We start from the raw sequence: 15775 nt of genomic DNA, 5'->3' as shown, positions 1-15775 counted from the left end.
GGTAGCGTTCACGCTTACCGGGCTTTTTCTCCCTCGCCCACAGGGAGAGGGGCGGGGTTAAGGGCACTCAACGATGCTGTGCTTACTCTTCGTTTTCAGACAGCTCACGCAGATACTGGAAAATCAGGCGTGCAGACTTCGGCGGCTTGTTCGCTTCTTTCTCTTTCTGGGCATTGCGGATCAACGAACGCAGCTGCTGGCGATCGGCATCCGGCCACAGGTTCAGTACTTCCGGTACCGCATCATCACCTTGTTCAATCAGACGATCGCGGATCTGCTCAAGCTTATGGAACAGCGCAACCTGCTGGTTGTGGCGGTTTTTCAGTTTGTCCAGCGCCTGGCGGATCGGTTCAACGTCACGCTGACGCAGCATTTTACCGATAAGCTGAAGCTGACGGCGACGGCCTTCTTTCTTGATTTTCTGTGCCAGTTCAATGGCATCGCGCAGATCCTGGTCGAGCGGGAGTTTATCCAGCGCGTTTTTACCCAGTTCTACCATTTCCGCGCCAAGCTGTTTTAACTCTTCGGCGTCACGTTTAATTTCACTTTTACTGACCCAGATGATCTCATCATCTTCGTCTTCGATGTCATCACCGGGAACGTCGTCGAGCCAGTCTTCGGGCTGCTTAGTCATGTCAGGCTCCTTAAAAAAGAGGCTAATGTTACCAGTTAAGACGCGCACTGAAAAACGGTTCTCTGTTAGACTTCAATTAACTCTCTCTTACAGTATGGCATTTGCGATGAAAGTAACCTCACAAGTTGAAGCGCAGCGTAAGATTCTGGAAGAAGCCGTCTCCACCGCGCTGACGCTCGCTTCAGGTAAATCAGATGGCGCCGAAGTGGCGGTAAGCAAAACCACCGGCATCAGCGTCAGCACCCGCTACGGCGAAGTGGAAAATGTAGAATTCAACAGCGATGGCGCCCTGGGGATCACGGTTTATCACCAGAATCGCAAAGGCAGCGCATCATCGACCGATCTCAGCCCGGATGCCATTGCCCGTACGGTGCAGGCTGCGCTGGATATTGCGCGTTACACCTCGCCCGATCCTTACGCCGGCGTTGCCGACAAAGAGCTGCTGGCATTCGATGCCCCGGATCTCGATCTTTTCCACCCGGCGGAAGTGACGCCGGACGAAGCGATCGAACTGGCTGCCCGTGCCGAGCAGGCGTCCCTGCAGGCCGATAAACGCATCACCAATACCGAAGGCGGAAGTTTTAACAGCCACTACGGTATCAAAGTGTTTGGTAACAGCCACGGGATGCTGCAGGGCTACTGCTCAACGCGCCATTCGCTCTCCAGCTGCGTTATCGCTGAAGAGAATGGGGATATGGAGCGTGATTACGCCTACACCATCGGTCGCGCGCTGGGCGATTTGCAGTCTCCTGAGTGGGTTGGCGCAGAATGCGCGCAGCGCACGCTGTCCCGTCTGTCGCCACGTAAACTTTCCACCATGAAAGCCCCGGTCATTTTTGCCAATGAAGTGGCGACCGGCCTGTTTGGCCACCTGGTGGGGGCAATTGCCGGGGGCTCCGTTTACCGTAAATCGACGTTCTTGCTCGACTCGCTGGGCAAGCAGATCCTGCCGGAATGGTTGACCATTGAAGAGCATCCGCACCTGCTGAAAGGGCTGGCCTCGACGCCGTTCGACAGCGAAGGTGTTCGCACCGAGCGCCGCGATATCATCAAAGACGGCATTCTGACGCAGTGGCTGCTGACCAACTACTCCGCGCGCAAGCTGGGGCTGAAAAGCACCGGTCACGCGGGCGGCATTCACAACTGGCGAATCGCGGGTCAGGGCCTGAGCTTTGAGCAGATGCTTAAAGAGATGGGCACCGGTCTGGTCGTCACAGAGTTAATGGGCCAGGGCGTAAGCGGCATTACCGGCGATTACTCGCGCGGCGCGGCGGGCTTCTGGGTTGAGAACGGTGAAATTCAGTATCCGGTAAGCGAAATTACCATCGCCGGCAACCTGAAAGACATGTGGCGCAATATTGTTACTGTCGGTAACGATATTGAAACACGTAGCAATATACAGTGTGGTTCAGTCCTCTTACCGGAGATGAAAATCGCCGGGCAGTAATACCCGTAAAGGCGTTTTAATAATAAAAAAGGAAGTGAGCAATGCGTAAACACCTGTTAGCGATCGTCGCAGCGTCAACGCTGGTTCTTGGTTCTTCTGCGTTTGCTGCCGATCTTGAAGACGACATGGGCATCCTCAGTGAAAACCTGAAGGTGGTGCAGAAAACGGACAATGCGGCGGAAATGAAAGGCGCATTGACCAAAATGCGTGAAGCGGCACTGGACGCGCAGAAATCCACGCCGCCAAAGCTGGAAAACAAAGCGGCAGACAGCGCTGAGATGAAAGACTACCGCCACGGCTTTGACGTGCTGGTCGGTCAGATTGACGGTGCACTGAAGCTTGCCAACGAAGGCAAAGTGAAGGAAGCCCAGGCGGCAGCCGACCAGTTTGTGACCACGCGTAATACCTATCACAAAAAGTATCGTTAATTCTCGGTACGCGCTTTCCCCGTGCGGGGGTGGTTAATCGCCCCCGCATGTTTGCTTTCCGGGCATAAGAAAACCTTATCCACCTCACATATTTGCACGTCTGCCCATAATCTTTTTCGCTCCCACGCCCCCTTAATTGCCGTCAGATAGCGTGATATTCATCACGTAAATACAGTGATTTATCTATATTCAGCATATTTATGTGGCACAGATCACTGCCGGTGCTCGCCTTTCCACTTCGAAGTGGAAAACAACTCGCTACAAACAATTCCCCCCCAACGTTAGTTTTATTCCAGAGCCATTAACGGGGTAAGACGAGTGATTAACGGAGCGGTAATGAACGACGTTGGAGATCAGGCGGTGCAAACAGAGCAGCTCGCTAACACTATGCTGGCGCAGGTGTATGCCCTGCTGGCCCGGCACAACATCATCCCCAACGCAGTACAGGAACAGATGCTCACCTCCCACGTTCGCGCGATGGCGCACCGGTCCGTGACCGGCGAGCCGCTGCCGGAGGTTGAAGCCGAGCTGTTCGACGAAATTTCTCCCGATTCAATGCGGCTTGCCCGTGAAGTGGTCGCGCAGTTTGGCAACCTTCCTGATGAAGAGGCCTGGCTGCTCTCCGTTCACTTCGAAGTCGCGAAAGACAACCTTTAAGGAGCAACACATGGAACAGATTACAGTCGTGATTGGCGATCGCCTGGGTAAAGGTCAGAAAGTGGCGGCAGGCGTTGAAAAAGCCGGTGGACGCGCGGTTGTCGTGCCGGGTGTGGCGGCAGACATGAAGCTCGGTGACGTGATGAAAGCGGAAAATGCCACCTTCGGCATCTCTTTCTGCGGCAGCGGCGGCGCGGGTGCCATCACCGCACAAACCAAATATGGCTACAAAGCCAAATACGGCATGCGTTCAGTGGATGAAGGCGTCACCGCCATCAATGAAGGCTGCAATGTGCTGGGCTTTGGCTTTATGGATAAAGAAGAGCTGGGCGAGCGTCTGGTTCAGGCGTGGCAGAAGAAACACGGCGCATAAGCATGAAAGAACAGTTCACAACCACGGTGAGAGTGAAGGGCAAAGGCGACGCTAAAGCGCGCGCCTTTGCTGATGCGCTCAACCACGTTCAGGCCGCGGTGATGAAAGCCTCACCGCATATCTTACTGCGTATTGAGCCACAGGATGTGCAGGTCGTTCAGGCGCAAGAAGCGGTGCGTAAAGAAGCTTTTCTGTTCTTCTTTTTGCGCCGGGAAAGACGCACCTACAGCGTGGAGCTGGATGTGACCGTCAACGTGACTGCCATCAATCTCGACCAGGTGGATTTCGTCACGCAACGCTGATTATTCATAAAAGGGCAGACTGATGTTCTTAATTATATTAATAAAATCGCTCATCATTGGCGGCCTGGTTGGCGTCGGTGTGGGGGCCGGGGCTGCACGCATGTTTCATGCGCCTACCACTCAGGGTATGGGCGCGTTTCGTACGTTGGGGGAACTGAACTCCTGTGAAGGGGATCCGGCTTCTCACTTCTCCTTCGGGTTAGGCTTCTTCTTTAACGCCTGGGCCTCTTCCGTGGCTGCAGGTGCATTCACACAGGACGTTGACCACCGCATCATCCCGAACTGGGGTGCTGCAGCACTGATGATTAAAAACCGTAACGTCGGCGAAACGCTGCACGATCCGCGCAAAATGGCGATTGCCTGCGGCGTGATCGGCATGATTGTCGTCACCTTCCTTAACCTCACCGCCTCTTCTGTTCCGGCTGCGCTTCAGGTGACCGCCGTGAAGGTGCTGGTACCTGCAGCAAACCTGCTGGTCAACACCGTGATGCCGGTGATCTTCTGGCTGGCCGCCATCGATGCGGGTAAAAAATCGGGCTTCTGGGCCACCATTTTTGGCGGCGCGGCGCAGCTGATCATGGGTAACGCCGTACCGGGTCTGGTGCTGGGTATCCTGATTGGTAAGGGCGTTGAAGAGAGCGGATGGAACCACGTCACCAAAGTGATGATGGCGGCCATCGTGGCGCTGTTCGTGCTGAGCGGTTTCTTCCGTGGCTTCGACATGAAGATGATCGAATCCTTCCATCTGACCGTGCCGAACTGGCTCGACATGATCCACAACGCGCTCAGCGGTAAATAACAGGAGCCTCGACATGGAACAGAATAAAGGTTTTTGGTATGCCGACTGGTCGTTCCCGATCTTCGTTGGCCTGCTCTCTTCCGGTGTTTTTGCCGGGACGCATATGTACTACCTCTACGGCATCGGCGCGTTCAACGAAGTGGCCTTCGTGGCGATGCTGAAAGCGGGGATGGATACCGGCGTTTACGGCGCGGTGGCGGCGTTCGGTGCGAGCTTCCTGTTCGCCCGTATTATCGAAGGGTCGCTGGTCGGTATCCTTGATATCGGCGGGGCGATCCAGACCGGGGTGGGCCTCGGGGTTCCGGCGCTGCTGCTGGGCGCGGGCATCATGTTCCCGGTGACCAACTTTATTGCTGCGCTGATCACCGGCCTGGTGATTGGCCTGGCAATTGGCTACGTCATCATTCTGGCGCGTAAGTTCACCATCAATCAGAGCAACTCCACCTACGGGGCGGACGTGATGATGGGGGCCGGTAACGCCTCCGGTCGTTTCCTCGGGCCGTTGATTATCCTCAGCGCCATGACCGCCTCCATTCCTATTGGTGTCGGCTCTCTGGTGGGTGCGCTGCTGTTCTATATCTGGCAGAAGCCGATTACCGGTGGCGCCATTCTCGGTGCAATGATTCTGGGCTGGCTGTTCCCGGTCGCCCTTTAATGCCCGCGGGCGCTCCGGCGCCCGCCTTATCAGGAGATCCTCATGTTTGATTTACTCCTGCGCCGTGTGCGCCTCACCGACGATACCCTGACCGATATCGCCATTCAGGACGGAAAAATCGCGGTGGCGGGCGACATTACCGCGGCCGCCCGCAAAACGGTTGAGTTGAACGGTGAAGTGTTCGTCAGCGCAGGCTGGATTGACTCCCACGTTCACTGCTACCCGAACTCCCCTATTTATCACGACGAACCGGACAGCGTGGGCATCGCCACTGGCGTGACCTCAGTGGTGGATGCCGGCAGTACCGGCGCGGATGACGTGGACGATTTTTATGAAATCACCCGTAAAGCCTCAACCGACGTTTATGCCTTACTGAACATCTCCCGCGTGGGGCTGATTGCCCAGAACGAACTGGCCAATATGGCCAACATTGATGCGAAGGCCGTGAAGCAGGCCGTTACGCGCTACCCGGATTTTATCGTTGGCCTGAAAGCGCGCATGAGCAGCAGCGTAGTCGGCGAAAACGGCATAACGCCGCTTGAGCGCGCGAAAGCCATCCAGGCAGAGAACGGCGACCTGCCGCTGATGGTGCACATCGGCAACAACCCGCCCAACCTCGATGAAATTGCCGACCTGCTCAGCTCAGGCGACATCATCACCCACTGCTACAACGGCAAGCCGAACCGCATTCTGACGCCATCCGGTGAACTGCGGGCGTCCATCACCTCCGCCCTGAAACGCGGTGTGCGCCTGGACGTCGGACACGGTACGGCGAGCTTTAGCTTTGAGGTGGCGAGGCGCGCCATTGCGATGGGCATTTTGCCACACACCATCAGCTCGGATATTTACTGCCGCAACCGCATTAACGGCCCGGTAGGGTCGCTGGCAAGCGTGATGTCGAAGTTTCTCGCCATCGGCATGTCGCTGCCGCAGGTGATTGAGTGCGTCACCGCGAACGCCGCCGACGGGCTGCGTCTGACGCACAAAGGCCGTATTCAGCCAGGTCTTGATGCTGACCTGACGCTGTTCACGATAAAACGCCAGCCAACGCTGCTGGTGGATGCTGAAAATGACAGCCTGCAGGCTGAACACATTCTGGTGCCGCTTGCCGCCATCCGCGCAGGCAAGGGCTACATGACCGAACAAGGGAGCACGGAACATGCCTTCGATTTATGAGAAGTATCACTTAAAGCAAGTCATCAACACCTCAGGCCGTATGACGGCGCTGGGTGTCTCCACGCCGCGCCCGGACGTGGTGCAGGCGGCGATGGATGGCATGAATCACTATTTCGAGATGAAGGATCTGGTCAACAAAACCGGCGAATACATCGCGAAGCTGCTGGATGTGGAAGGGGCGACGGTGGTCTCCTGCGCGTCAGCGGGCATCGCCCAGTCCGTGGCGGCGGTGCTGGTCAAAGACAGCGACTGGCTGCTGGAGAACCTGCACGTCACCCCGATTGAGAACAACGAAATCGTGCTGCCGAAAGGCCATAACGTTAACTTTGGCGCACCGGTAGGCACCATGGTGGCGCTGGGCGGCGGCAAGCTGGTGGAAGCGGGCTACGCGAACGAATGCTCCGCCGATCAGCTGGCGGCGGCCATCACGCCGCGTACCGCGGCCATTCTTTACATCAAGTCTCACCACTGCGTGCAGAAAAGCATGCTCAGCGTAGAGCAGGCGGCGGTGGTGGCGCGTAAGCACGATCTGCCGCTGATCGTGGATGCGGCCGCGGAAGAAGATCTTCACGTTTACTACCGCTCCGGTGCCGATCTGGTTATCTACAGCGGTGCGAAAGCGATTGAAGGGCCAACCAGCGGGCTGGTGATCGGCAAAACGCAGTATGTTGAGTGGGTGAAACGCCAGACGGCGGGGATTGGCCGCGCAATGAAAGTGGGTAAAGAGGGGATCCTCGGCCTCACCTGTGCCATCGAACACTACCTGACGGCGACCAAAGAGAGCGGCGAAGAGATGGTGGCGAAGATGACGCCATTTATTGACGCGCTTAATACCCTTAACGGCGTGACGGCACGCGTGGTCTGGGACAGTGCCGGTCGCGATATCGCCCGTACCGAGATTAAGTTTGATGAAGCTACCACCGGTGTTGGCACCGGCGACCTGGTGACCGCGCTGAAGCAGGGCGAGTACGCCATTTACTTCCGTGGCTACAAGGCCAACGAAGGGATTATCGAAGCGGACGTGCGCAGCGTGAATGCCGATCAGCTGAACATTGTTTATCGCCGCATTAGTGAAGTGTTAGGACAGGAGAAAAAGGCATGAAACTGACCCCCAACTTTTACCGTGACCGCGTCTGCCTGAACGTGCTGGCAGGATCGAAAGCCAACGCCAGCGCCATTTACGAGGCGGCGGAAGGCCACGTGCTGGTGGGCGTGCTCTCCAAAAATTACCCGGATGTCGCCAGTGCGGTTGCCGATATGCGCGACTACGCTCAGCTTATCGATAATGCGCTCTCTGTGGGCCTCGGCGCGGGCGATCCGAACCAGTCCGCGATGGTCAGTGAGATCGCCCGTCAGGTGCAGCCGCAGCACGTTAACCAGGTGTTCACCGGCGTGGCAACCAGCCGTGCGCTGCTGGGGCAGAGTGAATCCGTGGTCAACGGCCTGGTCTCTCCGACCGGCACCGTTGGCAAGGTGAAAATCTCCACCGGTCCGCTGAGCAGCACGGCGCCGGACGGCATTGTGCCGGTTGAAACCGCGATTGCCCTGCTGAAAGATTTTGGCGGCAGCTCCATCAAATACTTCCCGATGGGAGGTCTGGCGTGTCGGGACGAATACCAGGCAGTGGCGGAAGCCTGCGCCCGTCACGATTTCTGGCTGGAGCCGACCGGTGGGATCGATCTGGAGAACTATGAAGCGATCCTGCAGATCGCCCTTGATGCGGGCGTGAGTAAAATCATTCCGCATATCTACAGCTCGATTATCGACAAAGCCAGCGGCGACACGCGTCCGGAAGATGTGCGTACGCTGCTGGAGATGACGAAGAAGCTGGCTAAGTAGTCTTTACCCCTCACCCCTAACCCTCTCCCCAAAGGGGAGAGGGTGTAATCGTCCCCTCTCCCCTTTGGGGAGAGGGTTAGGGTGAGGGGCACAAACCGCACAAAACCAAAGGAGCCACCATGCACACCCGCAATCTGCTCGTCGCTTCACTCTCGTTACTCGCTACCACTGCCATCGCCCAGACCCATTACGCCTGGGTCGGGACGTACAACCCCAACGGCGAGGGGCTGTACCGCTTTACGGTCGATCCTCACACTGGCGCGCTGTCGAATAAAACGCTGGTCAGCACGCTGCCAAACGCCGCGCAGCTCACCGTCTCGCAGGATGGTAAGACGCTCTATCTGGCGAGCGAAGTGGAGCAGGGCGTGGTGCAGGCGCTGCGCGTGAGCGATAACGGTGAACTGAGCGAGCTTAATCAGGTGGCGTCCGGCGGGGCGGGGCCGGTCTATCTCTCCCTGACGCCAAAGGGTCACCACCTGCTGGTGGCGAACTACGTCAGCGGCTCGATTGCTGTTCTGCCCGTTAATGCAGACGGCAGTCTGGGGGAGGCGACGGACACGCATCAGGATCGGGGAGAGCCGGGCGCGGCGAAACCGGCGGCGGCGGTGGAAGGCAGTTTTGCCATTAGCGATCACAATGGCCCCCATGCGCACATGATCGCCGCCGATCCGCGCGGGAAATACGTTTTTTCTACCGATCTGGGTCTGGATCGTATCTACCAGTACCGTTTTGACGATCAAACAGGCAAGCTGACCCCGAACGATCCGCCGTTTATCAGTGCCTCCTCGAAAGGGGCCGGTCCGCGTCATTTCGTCTTTACGCCGAAAGGCGATGCGTTATGGCTGATTAACGAAGAGGCATCCACGCTCACGCACTATACGCTGGATGCCCGGGGCAGGCTGCAGGAGAGGAAAACCCTCTCCGCCCTGCCACACGGCTATAAAGGCACCAGCTTTGCCGCCGGGCTGGCGCTCAGTGCCGATGGCAAACAGCTGTATGTGGCTAACCGTTTGCATAACAGCATCGGGCACTTTACCGTAACAGCGGATGGTACGCTGACGCATCAGGATGATGTGTGGACGCGTGGTGATTACCCGCGCACCCTGACGCTCGACAAACAGGGGCGCTGGCTGTACGTCATGAATCAGCGCAGCGACAACATTACCCGTTTTCGTGTGGCGCAGGACGGCAAACTCAGCGCCGAGCCGGGCTATACCCCGGTCGGCAGCCCATCCCAGATGGTCATTTCACCCTAAGCCGTAAGAGGACAACCCCGTGCGATTTCCGAACCAACGTTTAGCGCAACTTTTCGATCTGTTGCAAAACGAGACGCTGCCGCAGGACGAACTGGCGCAGCGGCTGTCGGTCTCCACGCGAACCGTCCGCGCTGATATCACTGCCCTGAACGCGCTGCTGGCGAGCCACGGCGCGCAGTTTATTCTCAGCCGCGGCAATGGCTATCAGCTCAAAATTGACGATGCAGAACGCTATCAGCAGCTTCAGTCCTCCCACCCGCGCGCGCTGCGCATTCCCCGCACCGGGCCGGAGCGCGTGCACTATCTGGTGGTCCGTTTTCTTACCTCCGCGTTTTCGCTCAAGCTGGAGGATCTGGCGGATGAGTGGTTTGTCAGCCGTGCGACGCTGCAAAGTGACATGGTGGAAGTGCGCGAGTGGTTCCACCGCTACAACCTGACGCTGGAAACCCGACCGCGGCACGGCATGAAGCTGTTTGGCAGCGAGATGGCGACCCGCGCCTGTCTCACCGATCTGCTCTGGGAGCTGGCACAGCAGGATAGCCTGAACCCGCTGGTGACCGACGTTGCGCTCAATGCGGGGGTGGCGGAGCAGATGGTTCCCGTGCTGCACGATGCGCTGACGCGGCATCACATTCGTCTGACTGACGAGGGCGAGCTGTTCCTGCGCCTGTACTGTGCGGTGTCGGTGCGTCGCATCAGCGAGGGCTATCCGCTGCCGGAATTTCACGCAGAAGATGTGGCCGAGAATGTCCGTGAGGCGGCGAAAGACATCGCTGTGACCATTCAACAGCTGGCGGATAAAGCGCTTTCGCCTTCAGAAGAGAGCTGGCTCTGCGTTCACATCGCGGCACGTCAGATCCAGGAGATTGCCCCCAGTGCCATCAATGCCGATGACGACGAAGCGCTGGTCAATTACATCCTGCGCTACATCAATACCCACTATAACTACAACCTGCTCAGCGACGAGCAACTGCATGCGGATCTGCTCACCCACATCAAAACCATGATCACCCGCGTGCGCTATCAAATCATGATCCCGAATCCGCTTTTGGATAACATCAAGCAGCACTACCCGATGGCGTGGGATATGACCCTCGCGGCAGTGTCGAGCTGGGGGAAATACACGCCGTATGTGATCAGCGAAAACGAGATCGGTTTCCTGGTGCTGCATATCGGCGTCGGGCTGGAGCGCCACTACAACATCGGCTACCAGCGCCAGCCGCGCGTGCTGTTAGTTTGCGATGCCGGGAATGCGATGGTCCGGATGATTGAAGCGGTGCTGCAGCGCAAATATCCGCAAATTGAGGTGACCCGCACGCTCACGCTGCGCGAGTATGAGCTGGCGGAACCGATCGGCGAAGACTTTGTTATCTCGACTGCCCGGGTGAGCGAAAAATCTAAACCGGTGGTAATGATCGCCCCGTTCCCGACGGACTACCAGCTTGAGCAGATAGGTAAGCTGGTGCTGGTGGACCGAACCCGCCCGTGGATGCTGGATAAATACTTCGACGCCGCCCATTTCCGCATTATTGACAGGCCGATTGACCAGCAAACGCTGTTCCGGGAGCTGTGCGAGCAGCTCGAAGAAGAGGGGTTTGTTGGCGCGGAGTTTCTGGATTCGGTCGTTGAGCGAGAGGCCATCGTCAGCACCATGCTGGGCGACGGCATTGCGCTGCCGCACTCCCTCGGGCTACTGGCACAAAAAACGGTGGTTTACACCGTGCTGGCACCGCAGGGTATTGCCTGGGGGGATGAAACCGCCCACGTGATTTTCCTGCTCGCCATCAGCAAGCGTGAGTACGAAGAGGCGATGGCGATTTACGATATTTTCGTGACTTTCCTGCGTGAGCGCGCCATGTCACGGCTGTGCAGTTGCAATGATTTCGCCGGGTTTAAAGCGGTGGCGATGGAGAGTGTGAGCCGGTTTTGAGAGACGTTATCCAGAATTCGATGTAATGCAAATGTAATGCTAAAATGCATTACACAATCGATTTCACTGGAGGCATAATGGCCACGCTGAACGTCCGTCTGGATGACAAACTCAAAAACGAGGCTTATGCCGTGCTTGAAAAACTCAATATCACGCCAACGGAAGCCGTTCGGTTACTGTTTCAGTACGTTGCGGAGACGGGGCGTATGCCGGTGAAAACGGTCACTGTTAGCGACAGTGAAGATGAACTCATACAGACAGTCCGGGAGCGGCTGGCTGATCCGCAAAAAGGAATTAAGGTTAGGCTGGATGAGTTATGAACTCGTATTTGATCCGAGGGCGTTCAAGGAGTGGACCAGGCTGGGTGATACCGTAAAAAATCAGTTTAAGAAGAAGCTTGCGAACGTGTTGGTGAACCCCTGGGTTGAATCGGCTCGCCTGCATGGCCTGCCTGATTGCTACAAGATAAAACTCAGATCCCAGGGTTATCGTTTGGTCTATCAGGTTCAGGACAACGTTGTGACGGTATGTGTTATTACTATCGGTAAGAGAGAGAAATCAGCCGTTTCTCATGACGTAAACAAACGGCTTTAGCGATCACCGCAAATGATGCACAACCTGGTTGCTGCTGCCGCGCCAGATCAGCGCAGGGTCTTTTAAATCCTGCACAAACTTGCCGTCAACCAGCACGTTAATCAAATCCACCACTTCCCTCTGCTCAGCATTCAGTTCTTCAAGCTTATAACCCGTCCAGACCCAGATATCCTTTCCTGCACATTCGCGGCGAATGCGTTTTATCAGCTTCAGAATGTCCGGCACGTTTTGCGGGTGAAGCGGGTCGCCACCGGAGAGTGAAATCCCCTGGCGATGAATGCGCGTGTCGTTGAGATCGTGGATGATCCGCTCTTCCATCTCTGCGGTGAACGGCAGGCCTGAATTCAGGCGCCAGGTGCTTTTGTTGTAACAGCCGGGGCATTCATGGACGCAGCCTGAGACAAACAGAGTGCAGCGGGTGCCGGGACCATTGACGATGTCGACGGGGTAGTATTGATGATATCGCATAAGAAGATGTCCAGAGTGTGTGTGCGCGGGTGCCCTCACCCCAGCCCTCTCCCACCGGGAGAGGGGGGAAACGTAGGTGCGCGTTCGGTTCCCTCTCCCGGAGGGAGAGGGGTAAGGTGAGGGGAAACCCCCGACGCCTTAACCGATCTGCCCATTCCCCAAATGTTTCACGCGTCGCTTAACCTCTTCCTGCTTACCGGCGTTAAACGGACGCGCATCGGGACTCCCGAGATAGCCACACACGCGGCGGGTCACCGAGACGCGAGCCGCATCGTGGTTACCGCATTTCGGGCAGGTGAAGCCTTTGCTGGTGCACTCAAACTCACCGGTAAAGCCACACTCGTAGCACTCGTCAATCGGGGTGTTGGTCCCGTAATACGGTACGTGCTGATAGCTGTAATCCCAGACATCTTCCAGCGCCTTCAGGTTGTGCTGAATGTTCGGATACTCGCCGTAGCAGATGAAGCCACCGTTCGCGACGGGCGGATACGCGGCTTCAAAGTCGATCTTGTCGTAAGGGTTCACCTTCTTCTCCACGTCGAGGTGGAAGCTGTTGGTGTAGTACCCTTTGTCGGTTACCCCTTCGACAATGCCAAATTCAGCGGTATCCAGGCGGCAGAAACGGTCACACAGGTTTTCACTCGGGGTGCTGTACAGGCTGAAGCCGTAGCCGGTTTCGTCTTTCCACTGGTCAACCGCATCGCGCAGGCGCTGAACAATGGCGACACCTTTTTCACGCAGGGCGTCGCTGTCATACATGTGCTGGTTGCCGAACAGCGCGTTGATCGTTTCGTGAATACCGATGTAGCCCAGAGAAATCGACGCGCGACCATTTTTGAAGATCTCCGACACGTCATCGTCCGCCTTCAGGCGTACGCCGCAGGCCCCTTCCATATACAGGATGGGCGCAACGCGGGCTTTCACCCCTTCCAGACGCGCGATACGGGTCATGAGGGCCTTACGTGCGAGCTGCAGACGTTCGTCCAGCAGCGCCCAGAAGGCCGCTTCGTCGCCTTTGGCTTCGAGGGCGATACGCGGCAGGTTGAGGCTGATCACACCGAGGTTATTACGGCCGTCGTGAACCTGTTCGCCGTTTTCGTCTTCATACACGCCGAGGAAGCTGCGGCAGCCCATCGGCGTTTTAAACGAGCCGGTCACTTTGACCACCTGGTCGTAGTTCAGAATGTCCGGGTACATGCGCTTGCTCGCACACTCCAGCGCCAGCTGTTTGATGTCGTAGTTAGGATCACCAAACTTGTGGTTCAGGCCGTCGCGGATAGCGAACACCAGTTTCGGGAACACCGCTGTCTTACGGTTTTTACCAAGCCCGGAGATACGGTTGCGCAGGATAGATTGCTGAATCAGGCGTGATTCCCAGCTGGTACCCAGACCAAAACCGAAGGTCACAAACGGCGTCTGACCGTTGGCGGTATGCAGGGTGTTCACCTCGTATTCCAGCGACTGGAACGCGTCGTAGCACTCTTTTTCGGTACGGGAGTGCGCGTAGCCATCGGCGTCCGGGATTTGCCACTCTTCAGCGGTTTGACGGTGTTTATTGAAGCTTGCCGTGACGAACGGTGCCAGTACTTCATCAATGCGGTTAATGGTGGTGCCGCCGTAAATATGGCTGGCGACCTGAGCGATAATCTGCGCCGTGACCGCAGTGGCCGTGGAGATCGATTTTGGCGGCTCAATCTCGGCATTCCCCATTTTAAAACCGTGGGTCAGCATGCCTTTCAGGTCGATGAGCATGCAGTTGAACATCGGGAAGAAGGGCGAGTAATCGAGATCGTGGTAGTGGATCTCACCGCGCTCATGCGCCGAGACCACGTCGCGCGGCAGCAGGTGCTGACGGGCATAGTGTTTGGCAACAATGCCGGCCAGCAGGTCGCGCTGGGTGGGGATCACTTTGCTGTCTTTGTTGGCATTTTCATTCAGCAGGGCGGAGTTGGTCTGCTCCACCAGGCCACGAATCTCCTGATTAAGACGACCGCGTTTCTCACGCTGAACGTCCCGATCGTGGCGGTATTCGATATAGGCGCGGGCTAACTGCTTGTAGGGGCCCGCCATCAGCTGGTTTTCAACCGCGGTCTGGATCTCATTGATATCGACCTGGCTGCGTTCGTTCATCTGGCTGCTAACGACTTCTGCGACGGTGGCGCAGTAATCTGCGTCATCGACACCCGCTGCTTTAGCTGCACGCAGAATGGCTTCCTGGATGCGCTCTGATTTAAACGGCACTTTACAGCCATCACGTTTCATCACATGCGGTGTCATGATCACTCCATTTTTAAAAACAGGTTATCCACAGAGGTGGAGAAGTGTTCACCGGGCGTATTGTCAGCCTGGCCAGAGACTTCCCTCGTTCCCAACGCGTGTTATCCACAATTCCGGAGAGCTGAGTCGCCGTCTTGTTGTTGGAATAGTAGACGATAAATACAATATGTTGGGTCGGCGTGCATTTTAAGTGCTACATATAGTGATTTGCATCAAACATGTTTGCGATTTATTTGATTCAGAACAAAGTAAAAAGACGAGAGTACAAACGACGGGCACTCCAGCGTTTGTAAAGACGAGAGGGAAAATTCTGATTAATTATTCAACAAAAACAAGCGCTCAGCAGCATGTGCCGAGCGCCAGTCGGTTAACTCACACCGCATGCCCAGTTCAGTCCGGCCTGGAGAAAGGCTGCCGCCGCAATACTCCCCAGTATCAGCGGGATAACAAGTGAGCGCCCGGGTTCGGCGTCCGCGTTTTGTGGCGTTTCTCTGCGCAACGCGGACAGCGCTTCTTCGCCGGTGCGCGCCGCCAGAAGCGCGTTACGCACGCGCTCTTCCGCCAGCGAACTGGTCAGCGTCGTCAGCAGCTGCATATGCGTACTGCCGGCCTCGGCGTGCGGAATGGCGAGCAGAAAAACCATCCTGACCGCTTCATCGCCTCCCAGCCCCGGCCAGATAACCGGCTCATCAAAAAGCGCCAGGCAAAACGCCGCCTGCTGCACCGCGTCTGATTTACCGTGCGGAACGGCCAGCGCTTCGCCCAGCGCGGTGGGACCTTCACTTTCGCGGTGTAAGACGCTCTGGATAAAGGCGTCTTTATCCGTGATGACGTTTCGACCGACAAGCGGTTCGGAGAGCCAGCGGATCAGCGCTTCAGGCGTGCGGCAGGGTGGGTTAATAAACACCAGTTCGGGGTGCGTGAGTTCAAGCAAGTTCAT

18 protein-coding genes are annotated in these 15775 nt (G+C 56.9%); 14 read left to right on the top strand and 4 right to left on the bottom strand.

Annotation, left to right across the window (positions count from 1 at the left end):
- Positions 1–82: 82 nt before the first annotated feature.
- A complete protein-coding gene (gene yjgA / locus F8561_RS07280) occupies positions 83–634 on the bottom strand; it encodes a ribosome biogenesis factor YjgA (RefSeq protein WP_014168373.1) in 552 nt (183 codons plus the stop codon).
- Between the two features lie 94 nt (positions 635–728).
- On the opposite strand from yjgA, the gene pmbA reads away from it, so the two are divergent.
- The 14 genes from pmbA (at position 729) to F8561_RS07210 (ending at position 12090) form a co-directional block, all read left to right on the top strand.
- A complete protein-coding gene (gene pmbA / locus F8561_RS07275; RefSeq protein ID WP_032679509.1) occupies positions 729–2081 on the top strand; it encodes a metalloprotease PmbA in 1353 nt (450 codons plus the stop codon).
- 41 nt (positions 2082–2122) lie between these two features.
- Positions 2123–2509: a cytochrome b562 gene (cybC, locus tag F8561_RS07270; protein WP_014168375.1), complete on the top strand. Its 387-nt coding sequence runs from the start codon at positions 2123–2125 to the stop codon at positions 2507–2509.
- A 318-nt stretch (positions 2510–2827) separates the two neighbouring features.
- Entirely contained in the window at positions 2828–3166 is a 339-nt protein-coding gene (locus F8561_RS07265) for a glycine dehydrogenase (protein ID WP_014168376.1), read from the top strand.
- Between the two features lie 10 nt (positions 3167–3176).
- On the top strand, positions 3177–3539 hold the full coding sequence (locus tag F8561_RS07260) for an SFCGS family glycine-rich protein (RefSeq protein WP_003830384.1): 363 nt from the start codon (positions 3177–3179) through the stop codon (positions 3537–3539).
- A gap of 2 nt (positions 3540–3541) precedes the next feature.
- Positions 3542–3841 carry a DUF4312 family protein gene (locus F8561_RS07255; RefSeq protein WP_006810338.1) on the top strand — a complete coding sequence of 100 codons (300 nt, stop codon included), beginning with the start codon at positions 3542–3544 and terminating at the stop codon, positions 3839–3841.
- 22 nt (positions 3842–3863) lie between these two features.
- Positions 3864–4640: a DUF4311 domain-containing protein gene (locus F8561_RS07250; protein ID WP_014168378.1), complete on the top strand. Its 777-nt coding sequence runs from the start codon at positions 3864–3866 to the stop codon at positions 4638–4640.
- Between the two features lie 13 nt (positions 4641–4653).
- A complete protein-coding gene (locus tag F8561_RS07245) occupies positions 4654–5295 on the top strand; it encodes a DUF4310 family protein (protein WP_014882285.1) in 642 nt (213 codons plus the stop codon).
- A 42-nt stretch (positions 5296–5337) separates the two neighbouring features.
- Positions 5338–6471 carry an amidohydrolase/deacetylase family metallohydrolase gene (locus F8561_RS07240; RefSeq protein WP_151887296.1) on the top strand — a complete coding sequence of 378 codons (1134 nt, stop codon included), beginning with the start codon at positions 5338–5340 and terminating at the stop codon, positions 6469–6471.
- A complete protein-coding gene (locus tag F8561_RS07235; RefSeq protein WP_104440427.1) occupies positions 6455–7573 on the top strand; it encodes a DgaE family pyridoxal phosphate-dependent ammonia lyase in 1119 nt (372 codons plus the stop codon). Before F8561_RS07240 ends, F8561_RS07235 begins: the two co-directional genes overlap by 17 nt.
- The gene (dagF, locus tag F8561_RS07230) at positions 7570–8310 is read left to right on the top strand and encodes a 2-dehydro-3-deoxy-phosphogluconate aldolase (protein ID WP_014168382.1); all 741 of its coding nucleotides are present in this window, start codon (positions 7570–7572) and stop codon (positions 8308–8310) included. Before F8561_RS07235 ends, dagF begins: the two co-directional genes overlap by 4 nt.
- 119 nt (positions 8311–8429) lie before the next feature.
- Entirely contained in the window at positions 8430–9566 is a 1137-nt protein-coding gene (locus tag F8561_RS07225) for a lactonase family protein (protein ID WP_151887295.1), read from the top strand.
- Positions 9567–9585: 19 nt separating this feature from the next.
- Positions 9586–11496, top strand: a complete 1911-nt coding sequence (locus F8561_RS07220) for a BglG family transcription antiterminator (RefSeq protein WP_014168384.1) — start codon at positions 9586–9588, stop codon at positions 11494–11496.
- Between the two features lie 77 nt (positions 11497–11573).
- A complete protein-coding gene (locus F8561_RS07215) occupies positions 11574–11816 on the top strand; it encodes a type II toxin-antitoxin system RelB/DinJ family antitoxin (RefSeq protein ID WP_079231472.1) in 243 nt (80 codons plus the stop codon).
- On the top strand, positions 11806–12090 hold the full coding sequence (locus tag F8561_RS07210) for a type II toxin-antitoxin system RelE family toxin (protein ID WP_079231471.1): 285 nt from the start codon (positions 11806–11808) through the stop codon (positions 12088–12090). The genes F8561_RS07215 and F8561_RS07210 overlap by 11 nt, the downstream gene beginning before the upstream one ends.
- Before the next feature lie 3 nt (positions 12091–12093).
- On the opposite strand, the gene nrdG is transcribed toward F8561_RS07210, so the two are convergent.
- From nrdG to F8561_RS07195, 3 genes are all read right to left on the bottom strand, one after another.
- On the bottom strand, positions 12094–12558 hold the full coding sequence (gene nrdG, locus F8561_RS07205) for an anaerobic ribonucleoside-triphosphate reductase-activating protein (protein WP_059306428.1): 465 nt from the start codon (positions 12556–12558) through the stop codon (positions 12094–12096).
- A 138-nt stretch (positions 12559–12696) separates the two neighbouring features.
- The gene (gene nrdD / locus F8561_RS07200; protein ID WP_032679516.1) at positions 12697–14835 is read right to left on the bottom strand and encodes an anaerobic ribonucleoside-triphosphate reductase; all 2139 of its coding nucleotides are present in this window, start codon (positions 14833–14835) and stop codon (positions 12697–12699) included.
- 367 nt (positions 14836–15202) lie between these two features.
- Complete coding sequence (locus tag F8561_RS07195) at positions 15203–15775, bottom strand: PTS sugar transporter subunit IIA (protein ID WP_151887294.1); 573 nt, start codon at positions 15773–15775, stop codon at positions 15203–15205.

This window comes from Enterobacter sp. 198 (genome assembly GCF_009025585.1).
GTDB lineage: Bacteria > Pseudomonadota > Gammaproteobacteria > Enterobacterales > Enterobacteriaceae > Enterobacter > Enterobacter ludwigii.
This window is presented reverse-complemented; position numbering and strand designations above follow the sequence as displayed.